We start from the raw sequence: 17,445 nt of genomic DNA, 5'->3' as shown, positions 1-17,445 counted from the left end.
CTAGGCTTGCCCTCGTGCGCATCGCTACTTGGAACGTCAACTCCGTCCGTGCCCGTACCGACAGGATCATCGACTGGCTCGGTCGATCCGACGTCGACGTCCTGGCAATGCAGGAAACCAAGTGCAAGGACGAGCAGTTTCCGTACGAACGCTTCAAGGAAATCGGCTACGAGGTCGCCCACGTCGGGTTGAGCCAGTGGAACGGTGTCGCCATCGCTTCGCGCGTCGGCCTGGACGACGTGCAGATCGGCTTCGAGGATCAGCCAGGGTTCGACAAGGATCCCGAGGCAGACCCGGTCCGCGAGGCACGTGCGATCGGTGCCACCTGCGGCGGTGTGCGGGTGTGGAGCCTGTACGTCCCCAACGGCCGTGAGCTGGAAGACCCGCATTACGCCTACAAGCTGGATTGGCTGGCCAAACTGCGCGACGACGCGGAGGGCTGGCTCAAGCAGGATCCCGACGCGCAGATCGCCCTGGTCGGTGACTGGAACGTCGCTCCTACGGACGACGACGTGTGGGATCCCGCTTTCTTCGAGGGCAAGACCCACACGTCGGAGCCGGAACGAGCTGCGTTCACCGCCTTCACCGAGTCCGGGTTCGCGGACGTCGTTCGCCCGTACACCCCCGGTCCCGGCGTGTACACGTACTGGGACTACACGCAGCTTCGCTTCCCGAAGAAGCAGGGCATGCGAATCGACTTCATCCTCGGCTCTCCGGCATTCGCAGCGCGCGTCGAGGCGGCCGAGATCGATCGAAACGAGCGAAAAGGCAAGGGCGCCAGCGATCACGCTCCGGTGATCGTGAATCTCGGGTAGTTGTAAAGCTCGGAGCCTGATCGTCTGTTTGCAACCTCCGGCGGCTAGTCCTCGACGAGCAGTTCCAGATACTCGGGATGCTCGCCGAGGTACCGCTGAACATAGGTGCACACAGGCCGCACCGACCATTCACGTTCACGGGCGCAGTCCATCGCGAACTGCACGAGTACGGCTGCCAGTCCCTGCCCGCCGTACCCCTCCTTGACAACGGTATGCATGTACGCAACCACGTCGCCCGCTTCGGCTCCGCTCCCCGAAACCTCGTCCTCGTCGCGGTATCCGAGGATGCCGACCAACTCGTCGTCGGAGAGCAGTTCGAATCGTTCGTGCGACGGATTGTCCACGAGCGTGACTTCCGGTGAGGTTCCGGTTCTCGAGTTTTCGATGTCGTTCATTGCGGCGACCTCCACGGCACGATCTGCAACTGCGCGATCTGCGACTGCTGCGTTCGCACGCTCTCCATAACTGTGATCCATGCCACTCATAGAATCAGCTACCGACGACGCTGTCCCGGGTTCGACCAATTTTTGCACCGCGAACGACTCCACCGCAATCGCAGTGAAACGCTTTTTCGGGGTTGAGATAGAGTCGCCCGGTGCCGCTGTGACAGCGGGCACAAATTTCATACAACCACCACGGGGGCTCGCACCAGCGGGCTGAGAGGACGGCTAGGGCCGTCGACCGGATGAACCTGACCGGATAATGCCGGCGTAGGGAGCGCACCATGCAGGAGAAGTCTGTCCGTACGGCTGTTCACGCGACTGTCCGTACGGCTGTTCACGCGACTGTCCGTACGGCTGTTCACGCGACTGTCCGTACGGCTGTTCACGCGACTGTCCACACCGCTGTGACAACCGGCCCGATCGAGGGCAGTAGCAAGCACTACGTCGAATCGGATTCTCTCCGGATCCCACTTCGACGCGTCACTCTCACCAATGGTGAGCATCTGGACCTGTACGACACGTCAGGTCCTTACACCGACACGGACGCCGACATCGACCTCGATGCAGGGCTCCCGACGACCAGGGACACCTGGGAACGCCCGGAAAGCAATCGGACGCAACTGGAATGCGCCCGAGACGGTGTGATCACCCCGGAGATGCGCTATTGCGCTGCACGCGAGGGCGTTTCAGCCGAACTGGTGCGTTCCGAGGTGGCTCGCGGGCGGGCGGTAATTCCCGCGAACCATCGCCACGGCGAGCTGGAGCCGATGATCATCGGCAAGAAGTTCGCCGTCAAGATCAACGCGAATATCGGGAACTCGGCCGTAACCTCCTCTGTTGCAGAGGAAGTCGAAAAGATGGTGTGGGCGATCCGCTGGGGCGCCGACACCATCATGGACCTGTCCACCGGCAAGGACATCCACCTGACCCGTGAATGGATTCTGCGCAACTCACCCGTACCGGTCGGCACGGTACCGATCTACCAGGCACTCGAGAAAGTCAACGGAGATCCCACTGCTCTGACATGGGAAATCTACCGCGACACGGTAATCGAGCAGTGCGAGCAGGGCGTCGACTACATGACCGTGCATGCCGGTGTACGAATCGGTTACATCGCTCTGACTGCTGGTCGCGTCACGGGAATCGTCTCGCGCGGCGGCGCGATCATGGCCGCGTGGTGCATGCACCACAGGCAGGAATCGTTCCTCTACACCCACTTCGACGAACTGTGCGAGATCTTGCGCCGATACGACGTCACGTTCTCCCTCGGTGACGGGCTTCGACCGGGATCGATCGCCGACGCCAACGACGCCGCCCAATTCGCGGAGCTTCGCACTCTGGGAGAACTCACGCAGATTGCGAAATCCGCAGGAGTCCAGGTCATGATCGAGGGCCCCGGACACGTTCCCATGGACAAGATCGAGGAAAACGTCCGCCTGGAAGAAGAGCTCTGCGACGAGGCACCGTTCTACACCCTCGGACCGCTCGCTACCGATATCGCGCCGGCGTACGACCACATCACCTCCGCCATCGGTGCGGCGATGATCGCACGGGCGGGAACGGCGATGCTCTGTTACGTCACACCCAAGGAACACCTCGGCCTGCCCAACCGAGACGACGTGAAAACCGGTGTGATCACCTACAAGATCGCTGCCCATGCAGCAGACCTGGCAAAAGGGCACCCGAATGCACAGGCCCGCGACGACGCACTGTCCAAGGCGCGCTTCGAATTTCGCTGGTTAGACCAGTTCGCTTTGTCACTCGACCCGGACACCGCCAGGGAGTTCCACGACGAGACACTACCGGCCGAGCCCGCCAAGACCGCACATTTCTGCTCGATGTGCGGGCCGAAGTTCTGCTCGATGCGGATCTCGGCGGACGTACGTCAGTACGCGGAAATCCTGGAAGCGGAAATCCCGGAAACCGAGTCCATCCGGACCGAGCTGCCGTTTCCCCAGGTCCGGTCGGTAGGCTCGTCGTCGTGAAGCTGCTGCCCCTGACCCCCGCCGGACAGACCCCGATTCGGGCATTGACCATCGCCGGAACCGACTCCGGCGGCGGAGCCGGCATTCAAGCCGATTCCCGCACGATGGCGATGTGCGGAGTACACGCCTGTGTGGCCGTCGCCGCTGTGACGGTCCAGAATTCGGTGGGCGTCAGCGGATTCCACGAGATCCCGCCGGAGATCGTCGCCGACCAGGTGCGCGTCGTGGTCTCGGACATCGGCGTCGGCGCAGCGAAGACGGGAATGCTGGCCTCGACAACGATCATCGAAGCGGTAGCCGCAGTTGCCGCCGAGGTGGGGATCGGCCGCGACCGACCGATTCCGCTGGTGGTCGACCCCGTGTGCGCGTCGATGCACGGCGATCCGCTGTTGCACGAAGAAGCTCTCGACGCGGTCCGCAACACCTTGATTCCGGCTGCCACGGTGGTCACTCCGAACCTCGACGAGGTTCGGTTGATCACCGGCATCGAGGTCGTCGACGACAAGAGCGCCCGCCAAGCGGCAGAAGCATTGCATGCGCTCGGCGCTCAATGGTCCATCGTCAAGGGCGGCCACCTTCGTACTTCGGAGTTGTCCACCGACCTGTTGTTCGACGGCGACCGTTTCCTCGAATTCAGCAGTGCCCGGATCGACACCGGCAACGATCACGGCGGCGGAGACACGCTGGCCGCTGCGATCACTTGCGCTCTCGCACATGGCTATTCCGTTCCGGACGCGGTGGCGTTCGGCAAAGAGTGGGTGACCAAGTGTCTCGAGGCGTCGTACGACCTCGGCGCAGGACATGGTCCGGTGTCCCCGCTCTGGCGGCTCCAGGTCTAGTGCGCTAGTTCCGGCGTACGCGCCAGATTCCCAGGTCGACGGGAACTCCGTTGGGCGTGGTCGCGAAGAACCCTCGCCGCCACGGACGGATCGTGAGATCGAGATCCTCCAGGGTGCCGGCTTCGAGTTCCTCGAGAGTTGTCGCCGACATCATGACGTTGCCGTCGCCGCCCAAGCCCATCATCCGGGCGGCGATGGTCACGTCGACGCCGAGCCAGTCGTCGCCGATCTGGCGCGGAGTACCCGTGTGGAGGCCGACGCGCATGCGTGGGGTGTATCCGTCGAGGTCGACTTCCGCGAGTGCGTCCTGCGCGGTGAACACCGCCTTCAAAGCCGCATCCGGGCGAATGAACACGGCCATCAGACCGTCGCCCATCCGTTTGACGACGTGTCCGCCGTTGTCGGTGATCGGGGTTTCCACGGCCTGCGCCACGGCACGCAGGAGCGTCAGCGTGGCGCCGTCACCGGCTTCGAGCGACCAGGTGGAGAAGCCAACCAGATCGGTGAAGACGATGGTCAGTTCTTGATCACCGCGGCCGCGGCCCATCTTTTCCAGCGCCGCCTGCCACACCTGCAGTGCTCCGAGGCTCACTTCGCGAGTGGCTGCCGGCTTCTGATCGAGCAATCTGTCAGCGACGCGGGCCACGGCGCGGGCACCGCCAGGACCTGCCAGCGAGAGCGGATCTCCGAACCCGGGATCACCGGGTAGTGCCCGCCTCAGCCGTCGTAGCGCGTCGATGAGCTGCTGCCGACGGTTCAGTTCTGCCGCAGAGTTCAAGACGACGTCGACGACGCCTCGAACCGAGGAGGAAGGAGCACCTGTCGTGTCGGTGCCCTCCGGGGACAGATCAGCCATAACTCAAGCGTAACTCAGAGTTACAGACAGTGTGCTGCCGCCGTTCTCGCACAGTGGCCTCCTGGTCGCTCGCACAGTCGATCATTCGGTCAGTCGATCATTCGGTTCTGGCCTGTGTCCGGGCATCGCCGACGGGAACGCCGTTCGGCCCGCTCAAATCCTGGGCATACGTCGCAACTCCGAAGGCTACTGCAGAAGCGTTGGCCGCGAGCGCTTCGCGATCGATGTTCGCGAGGTTGTCCTGGGCACTGTGGTAGTTCGGGTCGAAGGTCTCGTCCGCTTCGCCACCCCACTTCTCGGCCTGAGCCGGCGTCTTGCGTTCGTCCGCGCCGCTGAACACTCCGCCCGCCGGGATTCCGATCTCGATGAACGGGCCGTAGTCGGAACGCCCGTCGAAGTCCGTTCCGTCCGCCGCAATCCCTCGCCCGGCGAGAAAATCGACGAAGGTGCGCTCGATGCCCGCCGACCCCTCGGGCCCTGGCCCCTCCCCGACGGCATCCGAGTTGTCACCGTCGTAAGCCAGGTATCCGGCATTGGGCGAACCGAGCATGTCGAAATTCAGATACAGGGCGATGTCGGCCCGTTCCTGATCGCTCAGACCTTCCACGTAGCGGGTGGAGCCGACCAATCCCACTTCTTCCGCTCCCCAGAAAGCGAAACGCACGGCATTCTCGATGCTCGGTGAGCTTCCCATCTGCAGCGCGGTTTCCAGCACGGCTGCGGTGCCGCTTCCGTTGTCGTTGATTCCGGGACCTTCCGGCACGCTGTCCAGGTGGGCGCCCACGACAACCACGTTGTCGGTCGCGCCGGTCTTGGTCTGTGCAATCACGTTGCGCGACTTCGTCGTTTCCGTCGACGTGTCGAGAATCAGCGTGAGGTCTCCGGGCGCTACGGCAAGAGCCTCACCCGACGCCTTGCTCACCCCGCCGGTCGGGATGCGGGCGTCTTCGGGTTCACCCAAGGTTGCCCCGCCCAGCATCGCGTCCTCATTGTTGGCAACCAACAGCGCTGCCGCGCCGCGGTCAGCGGCGATCTTCTGCTTGTCGCCGAACGGGCACACTCCGCGGGTGACCAGCACGATTGCACCGTTCACGTCGCGGCCGTCGTAGTCGGTGGCCTCGCACCCTGGTGTCTCGTCGGCGGGAATCACCACCAGACGCGCCGTGATTCCGGTCGGTCCCGTGGAGGGGGAATATGTCAACGCCCGCACCGGAACATCGGAGCCGTCAGTAGCTTTCAGGGATTCGGTGCCGGGATCGAAGGAGCTGAAGTCGAATTCCGGGGTACTGACGTCGAAGCCCTTGTCTTCGAGCAGGTTTGCCACGTAGTCGACACTGGCGTCGTAGCCGGGGGTTCCGGCCGATCGATTGCCGTCGTTGTTACCGGCGATCTTCTCGAGTTGCTCCAGATGCCCGGTCACAGCGTCGACCGTGACGGTCTCGGAGAATGCCACCGGATCTGCCGGGACGGCTGCTTCACTTCCCGACGACGAGCATCCACTCACCACGAGTGCTCCAGCCATTCCGACCACAACCACACCGAAGAGTCTCATCTTCGGAGGATATCGGCCGGAGCACAGGAAAGGGACCCAGTACGAATGGTTTTTCGTACTGGGTCCCTACTCTGCTGTCACTCCGCGTTCTCGGTAGGTCTCCCGACAACACCTACCGAGGGAGCGACAAGATCAGGCGTCGCGACGATTCACGATGACAATACTTGCTCCGAAAATCACCAGAACGAAGGCCGCGAAGTAGATCAGGCTGCCCCAGGGTCCCCAGTGGAAATCAAGGCTTCCGCCGCCAGGGCTGAGGAAGTGGTTTGCATTCGCGAACGGCAGGAACGGGGTGATCTTCTCGCCGACACTGCCGAACAGTCCGAACAGGCTCTCGATGAGCAGCGGCCAGAGCAGGAGCAACGCAATAGCGCCCGCCGACTGGCGGATGATCGATCCGACGCCGACAGCAAGAATCACGCAGAGGAAGGCGTACACCGGGATGCCGTAAATCGCACGCCAGTCATCGCCGGTCGACAGGGTCAGGCCCGTGCTGGCCTCGGTACCGGCCATGGCTTTGGCCACCGCGTAGGACCCGAAGGCGAGGACAAACGTCAGCACCGCGCCGAAGGCACCGATGAGGCCGGCTTTGGCGATGAGCACCGAGGCACGGTTCGGAACTGCCTGGAAGGTGGTGCGGATGGTCCCGAAGCGGTACTCACTGGTGACCGCGAGGGCCGCCATGATCATGAGAACCATGATTCCGAAACCCGAGATGCCGGCCGTGGCAACGGCGGTGTCGAGGTCCGGTGCTCCCTGGACGTCGGAGGACGTCAGAGCCGACTTGGCAACCGCGCCCATGATGGCCGCGAAGCCGAGAGCGAGCACGACGATGATGACCGAGCACCAGAGCGGCGACTTGGTCGTGGTGATCTTGATACGTTCAGCACTGAGAACAGCCATTACAGTGCACCTCCCATAGCCTGCTGTGTGTTTGCCTGCTGCGTATTTGCATGGTGTGCACCAGCACCCGGATCGATACCGGACGCGTGGTACTGGACATCGTCTCCGGTCAACTTCATGAACGCATCCTCGAGCGAACCCTGCTGGGACGCCAACTCGTACAACACGATTCCCTGCGAACCAGCCAGACCGCCGATCACGTCAGTGGTCGAATCCACGACCACCAACGCCGGCGCAACACCGGAACCGTCCTCACGCACCGTCAACCCCTGCGAGAGCAACACACTGCGCAACGCATCGAGCTGAGGACTACGCACCCGCACCGTCGACTCCGACGAGCGATCCACGAACTCCGCCACCGTCGAATCCGAAATCAACCGACCCCGACCGATCACCACCAACTGCTCCGCCGTCAACGCCATCTCCGAGAGAAGGTGACTCGACACCAACACCGTGCGGCCCTCGGCCGCCAACCGCTGCATGAACTTACGAATCCAGACGATGCCCTCCGGATCGAGACCGTTGACCGGCTCGTCGAACAACAACACCTTCGGATCACCCAACAACGCACCCGCCAACCCGAGACGCTGCGACATACCCAACGAGAACCCGCCGGCCTTCTTGCCCGCCACCTCGGACAACCCGACCAACCCGAGCACCTCGTCGACGCGGGACTTCGGGATCCCGTTCGAAGCGGCCATCCACTGCAGATGCGCCCGCGCACTGCGATTGGGATGCACCCACTTCGCATCCAACAACGCGCCGACAGTCCGCAGCGGCGTCTTGAGCTCGCGGTACGGCTTGCCCTCGATCAACGCCGCACCCGACGTCGGCTGATCCAAACCCAGAATCATCCGCATCGTCGTCGACTTACCCGCACCGTTCGGGCCCAGAAAGCCCGTCACGATGCCCGGCTTGACCGTGAACGACAAATCGTCCACCGCTTTCGTCGGTCCGTAAACCTTGGTCAATCCCCTCAGTTCAATCATGAGGAGAACTCTGCCCTACCGGCAATGACCAGCACATCGGCCACAGGTCTAGTTCCGAGTGGTACTCAGGTAGGACATGAGTCCGGGCAATTCGGGCAGAACCCCGAGAAATCACCCGGATCTCGTCCCTCAGGACGACGCTTGAGCCCAGAATCGCTTGGGGATCCGGCCGGCGTGCCGCGCCTCGAAACCTGCCACGACAGCGTGACGCATCGCCGACGCCATCAGCGCGGGATTCTTGGCCCGCGTCACCGCTGTCGCAAGTAGGACGGCGTCGCAGCCCAACTCCATGGCAAGGGTGGCGTCGCTGGCCGTTCCGATCCCGGCGTCGAGGATGACGGGTACGCCGGCGCGCTCGACGATCATCTCGATGTTGTGCGGATTCGCGATACCAAGCCCGGTGCCGATGGGTGAACCGAGCGGCATGACCGCGGCGCAACCAACCTCTTCGAGGCGAAGCGCCAGCACCGGATCGTCCGTCGTGTACGGCAGAACGGTGAATCCGTCGTCCACCAATTGTTCTGCGGCGGAGACGAGTTCGATTGCGTCGGGCAGCAGTGTCCGCTCGTCGGCGATGACTTCGAGTTTGACCCAGTTCGTCTCGAGCGCTTCGCGTGCCAACTGCGCCGTCAGCACTGCTTCGGCGGCACCCCGACACCCGGCGGTGTTCGGCAACGGTTCGATTCCGAGGCGACGAAGCAGGTCCAGAACGCCGGTGCCGCCGGCCGCGTCGACTCGCCGCATCGCGACGGTGGTCAGTTCGGTGCCGGAGGCGACGAGCGCTTCCTCGAGCACCGCAAGGTTGGCGGCGCCGCCTGTTCCGGTGATGAGCCGGGAACCGAAGCTGCGGCCAGCGATAGTGAGAAGGTCCTGCTCAGCCACCCTGCACCGCCGTGAGGATCTCGATTTCCCAACCACGTCCGACGGATTCGTCCCAACGCCCGCGAGGAAAGAGCGCACCGTCGACGGCGACGGCGATACCCTTGCTCGGCAACTCGAGGTGCGTCAGTAGCTCGGTCACCGTGACTGCTCGATCGAACTCGAGATCTTCGCCGTTGACGGTGATACCGATCGGGACCTGCTCACTCATGAATTTTCCTTAACTACTGCGAACCGCTCGGGTTCGGTTCCTTTTACCTCGACCAAAGATGTGCCGTTCAGCAACGCGACCGTCGCATCGGCGGTGACAGGCGTCAGCAGGACACCGTTGCGTCCGTGTCCGGTGGAGACGACAACACGATCGGACACGCGCCCGATCAACGGCAGGTTGTCCGGCGTCATGGGACGCAGGCCTGCCGCGCATTCGTACAGTTCGTATTCGCCGATCGCCGGCATCAGCGCCTCGGCGTCGTTGATCAGGTCCCGTACTCCGGCCATCGTGACCTGCGTGTCCTCACCGGACTCGTATTGTGTTGCGCCGACGACGATTCCGTCACCGCGCGGGACGAGGTAGGCGGGCCGCCCGTGGACGCTTCCGCGGATGGTGCGGCTGGGCGCCGGGGTGACTCCAGGCCTACTCCGCAGGCGAAGGATTTCGCCCTTGACCGGGCGTACCGGTAACCCGGGCCACAGCTTGGGTGACGCGATACCGGCGGTGAGCACGATCTGATCGGTGTCGAGTTCGGCGAGGTCGTTGACGGCACGCGCGATCAATTCGACGCCGGATTCCGCACAGGCCTTCTGCAACGCCTCCAGCAGAAGTCTGTTGTCGACGGCGGACTCACCGACAGCCATCAGTCCCGACCGGATGCCCCGGCCGAGCATCGGTTCGAGTTCGCGGATGCGGGCGCGACCGAGAACTTCGAGTTCATGGCCCTGCGCGGTCACCCACTCGGCGATGGTCTGCAGGTCCTGCGCGTCGGCCGCATCGAGTGCAACCGTCAGCGAACTGTCCGCGGTGAAGACCGATGGCCCGAACTTTCCGAGCTCCTCACCGAACGTCGGCCACCGTGCCAGGGACGCTGCACCAACCGTCAACGCTGTCTCTTCACCCGGCCAGCCTTCGGAAAGCGGGGCGAGCATTCCGCCCGCCACCCACGAAGCACCTGATCCAATGGACGGGTCGTACAACCGAACGGACCACCCGTCGCGGGCTGCTCGCCACGCAATGGCGAGACCGATGACACCGCCGCCGACAACCGACACCGTACGAGCGTGTGTACTCACGAAACTCCACCTCCACTTCCTGCGCCGGCATGATCCGGGTCAGGTCTGACGGTCGGGATCTGGTCGCGATCCCCTCTCAGCCCCACGAACCTCGCAGTCACGACAAAAAGTGACGGCGACGTTTCAGGACTCCCGTGTCGAACCTTGCTCCCTAGAGGCTACCGTTTGCTCCGTGCACCCCACACATCCCAGTAACGTCATCGACCGGCGCGAGCGCCTGGCAGCAGCACGGCTGTACCTGTGCACCGACGCGCGCCGCGAGAAAGGCGACCTCGCGCAGTTCGCCGAGGCAGCATTGTCCGGCGGAGTCGACATCATCCAATTGCGTGACAAGGGCTCTGCCGGTGAGCGCGAGTTCGGCCCGCTCGAGGCCAAGGACGAACTGGTAGCACTGGGCATTCTCGCGGCCGCAGCGCGACGCCACGGCGCATTGTTGGCCGTGAACGATCGCGCGGATCTCGCGATGGCTTCCGGTGCCGACATCCTCCACCTCGGGCAGAACGACATTCCCGTCCCCTACGCACGAACCGTTGTCGGTGAAGACGTCGTCATCGGGCGTTCGACGAGTAGTCGCGCGCAGGCGAGTCTGGCCGCAATCGAAGAGGGCGTCGACTACTTCTGCACCGGGCCGGTCTGGGCGACACCGACCAAACCGAATCGAAGTGCGTCCGGTCTGGAACTGGTTCGATCGACCGCCGACGCCGCACCGCCGCGCCCCTGGTTCGCAATCGGCGGCATCGACGAGGAACGCCTGCCGGAGCTGCTCGATGCCGGTGCCACGCGCATCGTCGTCGTGCGTGCAATCACGCAGGCGTCGGATCCGCAGGCGGCTGCGCAGCGCCTCGCCGCCGCCGTCGCTGGACGCTGAAAACCGGTAACTGGCGACCGTCAACTGTTTGCCGGGCGATTTCCACACAGTTACGGGTCAGCACGCCTGACTCGAAACATGAACGGAAGTTGTCCGATCAGACAACAAACCCCCAGTTCCTAGGTGCGATTGGATGTCCGAAAAGTCGGATTACGTGATCTTGATCACAGTTGTTTCGATTGCGTGTCACATCCCATTCGGTTTGTTGTAGTTTACCTCCAGTTACTAACTGAACCTAGGAGCACTAAATGGGATCCCTCGACACCGGCTCGCTCAGCACCGAATCGCTCGAAGACCTGAACCTCGGCAAGATCAGCGAGCTGCTCAAGCTCGGTATCACCGCGGTCAGCTTCATCACGGCGCTGAACTCGCTCAGCTGAGCCTCGTTTCGGTCGACGACCGAAACACAGAAGGGCCGGACTCCTGAGGAGTCCGGCCCTTCTGCTGTATATGCCCTGTTAAGACTGCGTACTCGACGCCTCGGACAGGTTCTGGTCACTGCCTGACTGCTCACTGCCTTGGTGGGAACTGCCTTGGTGGGAACTGCCTTGGTGCGAGCTGCCCGACAACCATCCGAAGCCACCGCCTTCGAGTACGACGGTGTGTGGGTCGCCGGCCTGTAGGTCTTCGGTCTCGGCTGGTACAGGCGCAGTTCGGAGCTCGGGCCACGAGGAACCGAATCCCGGATGCAATGGCAGCGAATCGACGTCGGCTTCACGCACCCACCGCAACTCGGTGCTCTCACCGTTGGCAACCGTCGACAGTGGATGTGCCGCATCAGCCACGACGGTGGTGTAGGTCCACCCGCTCTCCGCGTGCATCGTCACTACCTCACCGCGGACGCGAACGGCGTCTTCGGCGATTCCGGCTTCTTCGTGTGCCTCCCGGACAGCGGCGTGCGTCGTGCTTTCGTGTGAGTCCCGTGCTCCACCGGGCAATGCCCAGGTACCACCTTGATGGCTCCACGCCGCACGATGCTGCAGCAAGACCAGGGGCGATCCGTCCGAATCGGGGGCGCGCAGAAGCAGTCCAGCGGCTCCGTGTTTACCCCAATGCCGAGTACCGTCCGGTCCGATCGACCAACCGTCACCGTCACCACGCATCGACTACCTCGCTCCGCCTGCTCTCGCCGTTGTCCCACACTAACCGTTTCAAACTGCTCCAGGTGTAGGTGATGCTTATATGCTCGCGAAGATGCCCTGAATCATTTCTCGGCGGCATCATTTCTCGGTAGCCCGCCTACAGCGAAGTGAGGTGCTCGATGGTCGACCGTGTCGTCCCGTCCATCGAACCCCGGTCGCTGCCGCCCTCCGAGGGCACTTCGGTATCGGCGGAGGACGAGCGAGCACTTCTGCGGCGCGAACTCCAGGCATTCATGTCCTCGACGCCCGGCCGGTTGACCGTCGTCGGAGTGATCTTGATTGCGATCACCTTGATCGCCGGACTCCTCGCCACCGCAGCGATCGAGAACCGACAGGCGAACCTCGACCTCCTCCTCGTCGAAACCGAACCTCTCGCCAACTCGGCCCAGAACCTCTACAGCGCGTTGTCTTTGGCAGACGCCGCCGCGGCCACCGCCTTCATCTCCGGCGGCCTCGAACCCGCCGAAGTACGCGACCGATACACGCAGTCGATCGGTGAGGCGTCGGCGGAGATCGTCCAGGCGTCGGCCGGTCTCGACTCGACTGATCTTGCCGGGCACAGCGCGTTGACCACCATCTCGACCGACCTCTCCGTCTACACCGGGCTGGTCGAAACTGCACGGGCGAACAATCGCGTCGGAAACCCGGTCGGGGCAGCATATTTGAGCGAGGCCTCGCAGTTGATGCAGACCTCGCTGCTGCCGATGGCTCAGCAACTGCACGCCTCGCAGGAGACCCTGGTCTCGCAGGTACAGCGCGATTTCGAGACTCCACCGTGGTGGCCGATCGTGGCATTCGTCCTCGTGCTGTGCGCGCTGGTGGCAACACAGGTGTACTTCTCCCGCAAGAGTCGCCGACGCTTCAATCTCGGGTTGATCCTTGCCTCGCTCGCCGTCGCGGCTGCGCTGCTGTGGCTGCTCACCGTCGGACTGGTGTCCGCACTTGCCACCGGACGTGCACTCGACGCGGGCGCCGAGCCACTGCACGAACTGACCGAGGCCCGGATCATGGCACAGCAGGCACGTACCGTCGAAACCCTCACGTTGGCGAGACGGGATTCAACTGCCGAGGACAACGTGACGTTCACTCGCAAGGTCGACGCCCTGCGCGACATCCTCGAGGGCCTACGCAGCGACGAACGCGCCCGAGTGAACAACGAGGTGCTGACCGCCGCACTGGATTCGCGCGAGCAATGGGTGGCTGCGCACACGCGCATGTACGACCGTCTCGGGACCGGCGACTTCACTTCCGCTGCCGCCATCACCATCGGCTCCGGAGAACAGGATTCGGCCGCGGAATACGGAAAGCTCGATCACGAACTCTGGCAAGGAATCGTGGATTCGCGCACAAATCTTCGGTCCGACGTCTCGTACGCCTCACGTGTGTTGGCTGCCTCTGCACCGGGCATGACTGTATTGGCAGTTCTCGGAGTTGCCGGAATCTTCATCGGGTTCTGGCCCCGACTGCGGGAGTATCAGTGACGGGAGTACCGGAGATGCGGAGGAAGCTCCCGGCCGTGTGCGTCGCGGTTCTGGCAGCGTCCGTGCTGGCGCTCGCCGGTTGCGGTGCAGATCGAGCCGAAGACCTGAACAACGCGGCCGCCACGTCGTACACGGAACCGCCGCTGCCGGCCGAGGCCACCATCGCGCCCAGTCCGACACCGACGACTACCGCGTCGTGCACCAACCTCACTGCAAGCCTGCGCCCCACACCCGCAGACGCATCTCCGCAGCCACCCACGCCGAGCCTCGACGCCATCCGCGCCCGCGGGCGGCTGATCGTGGGCCTGGACACCGGTTCCAACCTCATGAGCTTTCGCGATCCGGCGACCGGACGCCTCGAAGGCTTCGACGTGGACATCGCCCGCGAGATCGCCCGCGATCTGCTCGGCGACCCGGAGAAGATCGAGTACCGAATCCTGACCTCGGACGATCGGATCGCCGCACTCCAGGAATCCATGGTCGACGTGGTCGTCAAAACCATGACCATCACGTGCGAGCGGCGCGAGAAGGTCGACTTCTCGACGCAGTACTTCTCCGCCGAGCAACGAATTCAGGTCCTGCAGGGTTCACCGGTACGCGGCATCGCCGATCTCGCAGGCAAGCGAGTCTGCGCTGCCCGGGGAACGACGTCGGCCACGCGAATCCAGGAGCTCCAACCCGAAGCCACCGTCGTGACCGTCCCGATGTGGTCCGACTGCCTCGTCGTCCTCCAGCAGGGGCAGGTGGACGCGATCAGCACCGACGACACGATCCTCGCGGGCCTCGCCTCGCAAGACCCGTATCTCATGATGGTCGGTGGTTCACTGGGCGTCGAACCCTACGGAATCGGAGTGAACAAGGACAACCCCGACTTGGTCCGATTCGTCAACGGAACCCTCGAGCGGATCCGGGGTGACGGGACCTGGAACCGTATCTACGACCGTTGGCTCAGCGTCCTCGGTCCGTCACCCGGTCCCCCGCCGGCCGTCTACCGGGATTGAGGCTGACATGACCGAAGAATCCGGCCCCGAGCCCGACGCCACGCAAGCCTCCGTACGCCCCGAGCCTGACTCCACGCAGGCAGTTCACCGCGAGCCTGACTCCACGCAGGCAGTTCACCGCGAGCCTGACTCCACGCAGGCATCCCTACGCTCCGAACCCGAAGCCACCGGCGCCTACGAGCGCCTCGAACCGACCTCGGCCCAGATACGAGGAACCACGCCGTCCGCATCCTCCTCCCCTACCGGCCGCTCCACTCGATCCCGCCGCAGCCGGTCGGGACGAAAGCTGCGCCTCGGCGGCGGCCTGGTCGAAGTTCCCCCCGTCCCGCAGATCGACCCCGCATCTGCGGTGATGAGTGACCCGACGGTCCCCGAGCGCAAACGGTTCTGTTGGAAATGCAACGAACCGGTCGGCCGTAAGAGCGCAAGCACCAAGGCAACTCAGCACGGCACCTGCCCCAAGTGCGGTTCCACTTTCGACTTCCGCCCACTCCTCGAAGAGGGCGAATTGGTATCAGGTCAATACGAGGTTCAAGGGCCCATCGCGCACGGCGGCCTCGGATGGATCTACCTCGCGATCGATCGCAATGTCAGCGACAGGTGGGTAGTTCTCAAGGGACTCTTGCATTTCGGTGATTCCGAAGCGCAAGCCGTTGCGGTGGCCGAGCGTCAGTTCCTCGCCGAGGTCGCCAACCCCAGCATCGTCAAGATCTTCAACTTCGTCGAGCATCCGCGCCCGGACGGGACACCCATGGGGTACATCGTCATGGAGTATGTGGGCGGGCGATCATTGCGCGAGGTGCTGGCCGAATTCCCGGACGGCAAGCACATGCCGATCGAGCAGGCAATCGGCTACGTACTGGAAATCCTTCCGGCGTTGAGCTATCTGCATTCCACCGGCCTGGCTTACAACGACCTCAAACCCGAGAACGTGATGGTCACCGAGGACCAACTGAAGCTGATCGACCTCGGCGCCGTATCCGGGATCGAAGACTACGGATACCTGTACGGCACTGCCGGCTATCAAGCGCCGGAGATCATCGAGACCGGCCCGACCATCGCCTCCGACATCTTCACCGTCGGAAGAACACTCGCGGTTCTCACCCTCGACATGCCCTCGAAGCACGGACGGTACCTCGACGGCCTTCCCGAACCCGAGGACGAGCCACTACTGCGCGACAACGAGTTCTTCCACCGCCTGCTGCTGCGCGCCACCGACCCGGATCCGAAGAAGCGTTTCCAGTCGGCCGAGGAGATCGCGGGCCAACTCACCGGCGTTCTGCGAGAAATCCTCGCGGAGCAGACCGGGCAGGAGAATCCCGGGCTCTCGCTCGTGTTCAGCAGGCAGCGAACGTCTTTCGGCACCGATGAATTGGTCGGGCAAACCGATGTGTACGTCGACGGTGTCAGCCACGACGCTGCTCTCGATCCGCGCGAAGTTGCGCACGCACTTCCCATCCCGTTGGTCGACCCCACCGATCCCAGCGCGCCGTTGCTGGCGGCAGCGGTGCACAGCGAACCGTCTCAGACTCTCGATGCGTTGAAACACGCCCGCGAGAACGGAATCGACCGAACGTCAGGCACACCGGCGGCCGCCATCTCCGGCGAGGTCCGACTGGCCGAGGCCAAGGCTCATCTCGATCTCGGCGATCCGGAGACCGCGCTGAGTGTTCTGGACGAACTCCAGCAGAGCATCGGTGATCACTGGAAGATCGAGTGGTATCGAGGGCTTGCAGCGTTGCAACTGGACCGATTTGAGCCCGCCTTCAGTCATTTCGAGACCGTCCTGACGGCTCTGCCGGGCGAGGCTGCACCCAAACTCGCGTTGGCGGCGACAGCAGAACTGATCCTCCAGCATTGGGAGAGCGACGACCCGGACCAATGGTGCCGCTTCTCGGAGAAGTACTACCGCACCGTCTGGCGGACCGAACGGAACTACGTCAGCGCAGCATTCGGGCTCGCCAGGCAACTCGCCGATCACGGCAACAAGAAGGCAGCCATCGCCGCCCTCGACGAAGTTCCCACGTCTTCCCGGCACTACAACGTCGCACGGATGTCGAGCGCTCTGACGATGCTGTCCGGCGTTCCGATCGCCGAACTCGACGAATCGACTCTGAGGGAAGCCGCCCGTCGCGTTCGCGCGCTACCGGCCGAGGAGAGCCGAAGTCTGCAGATGCGAACCCTGGTGTTGGGCACGGCACTCGATTGGATTCGCTACGGAAACCGCTCGCACACCGAACTCGAACCCATCCTCGACCTGCCATTCACCGAGCAGGGTCTGCGCACCGGAGCCGAAGCCTGCCTTCGCGCCCTCGCCCGCGCCACGACCTCCCGCACGCACCGCTACGCCCTCGTGGACCGGGCGAACGCGGTGCGTCCGCGCAGCAATTTCTGACGCGCTCCCC

At 63.7% G+C, this 17,445-nt stretch carries 17 protein-coding genes and 2 riboswitches; of the genes, 8 read left to right on the top strand and 9 right to left on the bottom strand.

Going from position 1 to position 17,445, the window contains the following annotated elements:
- Positions 1 to 14: 14 nt before the first annotated feature.
- Positions 15 to 815 carry an exodeoxyribonuclease III gene (locus FEZ59_RS23125; RefSeq protein ID WP_003945060.1) on the top strand — a complete coding sequence of 267 codons (801 nt, stop codon included), beginning with the start codon at positions 15 to 17 and terminating at the stop codon, positions 813 to 815.
- Between the two features lie 44 nt (positions 816 to 859).
- Here FEZ59_RS23125 and FEZ59_RS23120 read toward each other — a convergent pair whose 3' ends face one another.
- Complete coding sequence (locus tag FEZ59_RS23120; RefSeq protein ID WP_346343246.1) at positions 860 to 1,291, bottom strand: GNAT family N-acetyltransferase; 432 nt, start codon at positions 1,289 to 1,291, stop codon at positions 860 to 862.
- A 149-nt stretch (positions 1,292 to 1,440) separates the two neighbouring features.
- Positions 1,441 to 1,549, top strand: a riboswitch (TPP riboswitch).
- On the opposite strand from FEZ59_RS23120, the gene thiC reads away from it, so the two are divergent.
- The gene (thiC, locus tag FEZ59_RS23115; RefSeq protein ID WP_242459916.1) at positions 1,540 to 3,243 is read left to right on the top strand and encodes a phosphomethylpyrimidine synthase ThiC; all 1,704 of its coding nucleotides are present in this window, start codon (positions 1,540 to 1,542) and stop codon (positions 3,241 to 3,243) included. It overlaps the preceding riboswitch by 10 nt.
- Positions 3,240 to 4,082, top strand: a complete 843-nt coding sequence (gene thiD, locus FEZ59_RS23110) for a bifunctional hydroxymethylpyrimidine kinase/phosphomethylpyrimidine kinase (RefSeq protein ID WP_003945044.1) — start codon at positions 3,240 to 3,242, stop codon at positions 4,080 to 4,082. The genes thiC and thiD overlap by 4 nt, the downstream gene beginning before the upstream one ends.
- 4 nt (positions 4,083 to 4,086) lie before the next feature.
- Here thiD and FEZ59_RS23105 read toward each other — a convergent pair whose 3' ends face one another.
- The 7 genes from FEZ59_RS23105 to thiO form a co-directional block, all read right to left on the bottom strand.
- Positions 4,087 to 4,938: an adenylate/guanylate cyclase domain-containing protein gene (locus FEZ59_RS23105; protein ID WP_019744506.1), complete on the bottom strand. Its 852-nt coding sequence runs from the start codon at positions 4,936 to 4,938 to the stop codon at positions 4,087 to 4,089.
- Positions 4,939 to 5,035: 97 nt separating this feature from the next.
- The gene (locus tag FEZ59_RS23100) at positions 5,036 to 6,490 is read right to left on the bottom strand and encodes a M20/M25/M40 family metallo-hydrolase (protein WP_172933268.1); all 1,455 of its coding nucleotides are present in this window, start codon (positions 6,488 to 6,490) and stop codon (positions 5,036 to 5,038) included.
- Positions 6,491 to 6,622: 132 nt separating this feature from the next.
- Positions 6,623 to 7,393, bottom strand: coding sequence for an ABC transporter permease (locus FEZ59_RS23095; protein WP_019744508.1), 771 nt, complete (start codon positions 7,391 to 7,393; stop codon positions 6,623 to 6,625).
- Positions 7,393 to 8,382 (bottom strand): ATP-binding cassette domain-containing protein, encoded by a 990-nt coding sequence (locus tag FEZ59_RS23090; RefSeq protein WP_046378165.1) that lies wholly within the window; start codon positions 8,380 to 8,382, stop codon positions 7,393 to 7,395. Before FEZ59_RS23090 ends, FEZ59_RS23095 begins: the two co-directional genes overlap by 1 nt.
- Positions 8,383 to 8,511: 129 nt before the next feature.
- Positions 8,512 to 9,264: a thiazole synthase gene (locus FEZ59_RS23085; protein WP_007726857.1), complete on the bottom strand. Its 753-nt coding sequence runs from the start codon at positions 9,262 to 9,264 to the stop codon at positions 8,512 to 8,514.
- The gene (gene thiS, locus FEZ59_RS23080; RefSeq protein WP_003944402.1) at positions 9,257 to 9,472 is read right to left on the bottom strand and encodes a sulfur carrier protein ThiS; all 216 of its coding nucleotides are present in this window, start codon (positions 9,470 to 9,472) and stop codon (positions 9,257 to 9,259) included. Before thiS ends, FEZ59_RS23085 begins: the two co-directional genes overlap by 8 nt.
- Positions 9,469 to 10,548, bottom strand: a complete 1,080-nt coding sequence (gene thiO / locus FEZ59_RS23075) for a glycine oxidase ThiO (protein ID WP_060939860.1) — start codon at positions 10,546 to 10,548, stop codon at positions 9,469 to 9,471. Before thiO ends, thiS begins: the two co-directional genes overlap by 4 nt.
- Positions 10,548 to 10,694: riboswitch (TPP riboswitch) on the bottom strand. (Overlaps the previous gene by 1 nt.)
- Before the next feature lie 26 nt (positions 10,695 to 10,720).
- On the opposite strand from thiO, the gene thiE reads away from it, so the two are divergent.
- Together thiE and FEZ59_RS30320 are read left to right on the top strand one after the other, a co-directional pair.
- Positions 10,721 to 11,416: a thiamine phosphate synthase gene (thiE, locus tag FEZ59_RS23070; protein ID WP_019749516.1), complete on the top strand. Its 696-nt coding sequence runs from the start codon at positions 10,721 to 10,723 to the stop codon at positions 11,414 to 11,416.
- A gap of 248 nt (positions 11,417 to 11,664) precedes the next feature.
- A complete protein-coding gene (locus FEZ59_RS30320) occupies positions 11,665 to 11,796 on the top strand; it encodes a hypothetical protein (protein ID WP_003944354.1) in 132 nt (43 codons plus the stop codon).
- 78 nt (positions 11,797 to 11,874) lie between these two features.
- On the opposite strand, the gene FEZ59_RS23065 is transcribed toward FEZ59_RS30320, so the two are convergent.
- The gene (locus tag FEZ59_RS23065) at positions 11,875 to 12,519 is read right to left on the bottom strand and encodes an NUDIX hydrolase (protein ID WP_172933267.1); all 645 of its coding nucleotides are present in this window, start codon (positions 12,517 to 12,519) and stop codon (positions 11,875 to 11,877) included.
- 158 nt (positions 12,520 to 12,677) lie between these two features.
- On the opposite strand from FEZ59_RS23065, the gene FEZ59_RS23060 reads away from it, so the two are divergent.
- The 3 genes from FEZ59_RS23060 to FEZ59_RS23050 are packed head-to-tail and all read left to right on the top strand — an operon-like array spanning position 12,678 to position 17,435.
- Positions 12,678 to 14,039, top strand: coding sequence for a hypothetical protein (locus tag FEZ59_RS23060; RefSeq protein ID WP_029254777.1), 1,362 nt, complete (start codon positions 12,678 to 12,680; stop codon positions 14,037 to 14,039).
- A gap of 14 nt (positions 14,040 to 14,053) precedes the next feature.
- The gene (locus FEZ59_RS23055) at positions 14,054 to 15,040 is read left to right on the top strand and encodes a glutamate ABC transporter substrate-binding protein (RefSeq protein WP_020968847.1); all 987 of its coding nucleotides are present in this window, start codon (positions 14,054 to 14,056) and stop codon (positions 15,038 to 15,040) included.
- A 7-nt stretch (positions 15,041 to 15,047) separates the two neighbouring features.
- A complete protein-coding gene (locus FEZ59_RS23050; RefSeq protein ID WP_020968846.1) occupies positions 15,048 to 17,435 on the top strand; it encodes a serine/threonine-protein kinase in 2,388 nt (795 codons plus the stop codon).
- The last annotated feature ends 10 nt before the right edge of the window (positions 17,436 to 17,445 follow it).

The sequence above is a fragment of the Rhodococcus sp. MS13 genome (assembly GCF_013277835.1).
In the GTDB taxonomy this organism is placed as follows: Bacteria; Actinomycetota; Actinomycetes; order Mycobacteriales; family Mycobacteriaceae; genus Rhodococcus_F; species Rhodococcus_F erythropolis.
This window is presented reverse-complemented; position numbering and strand designations above follow the sequence as displayed.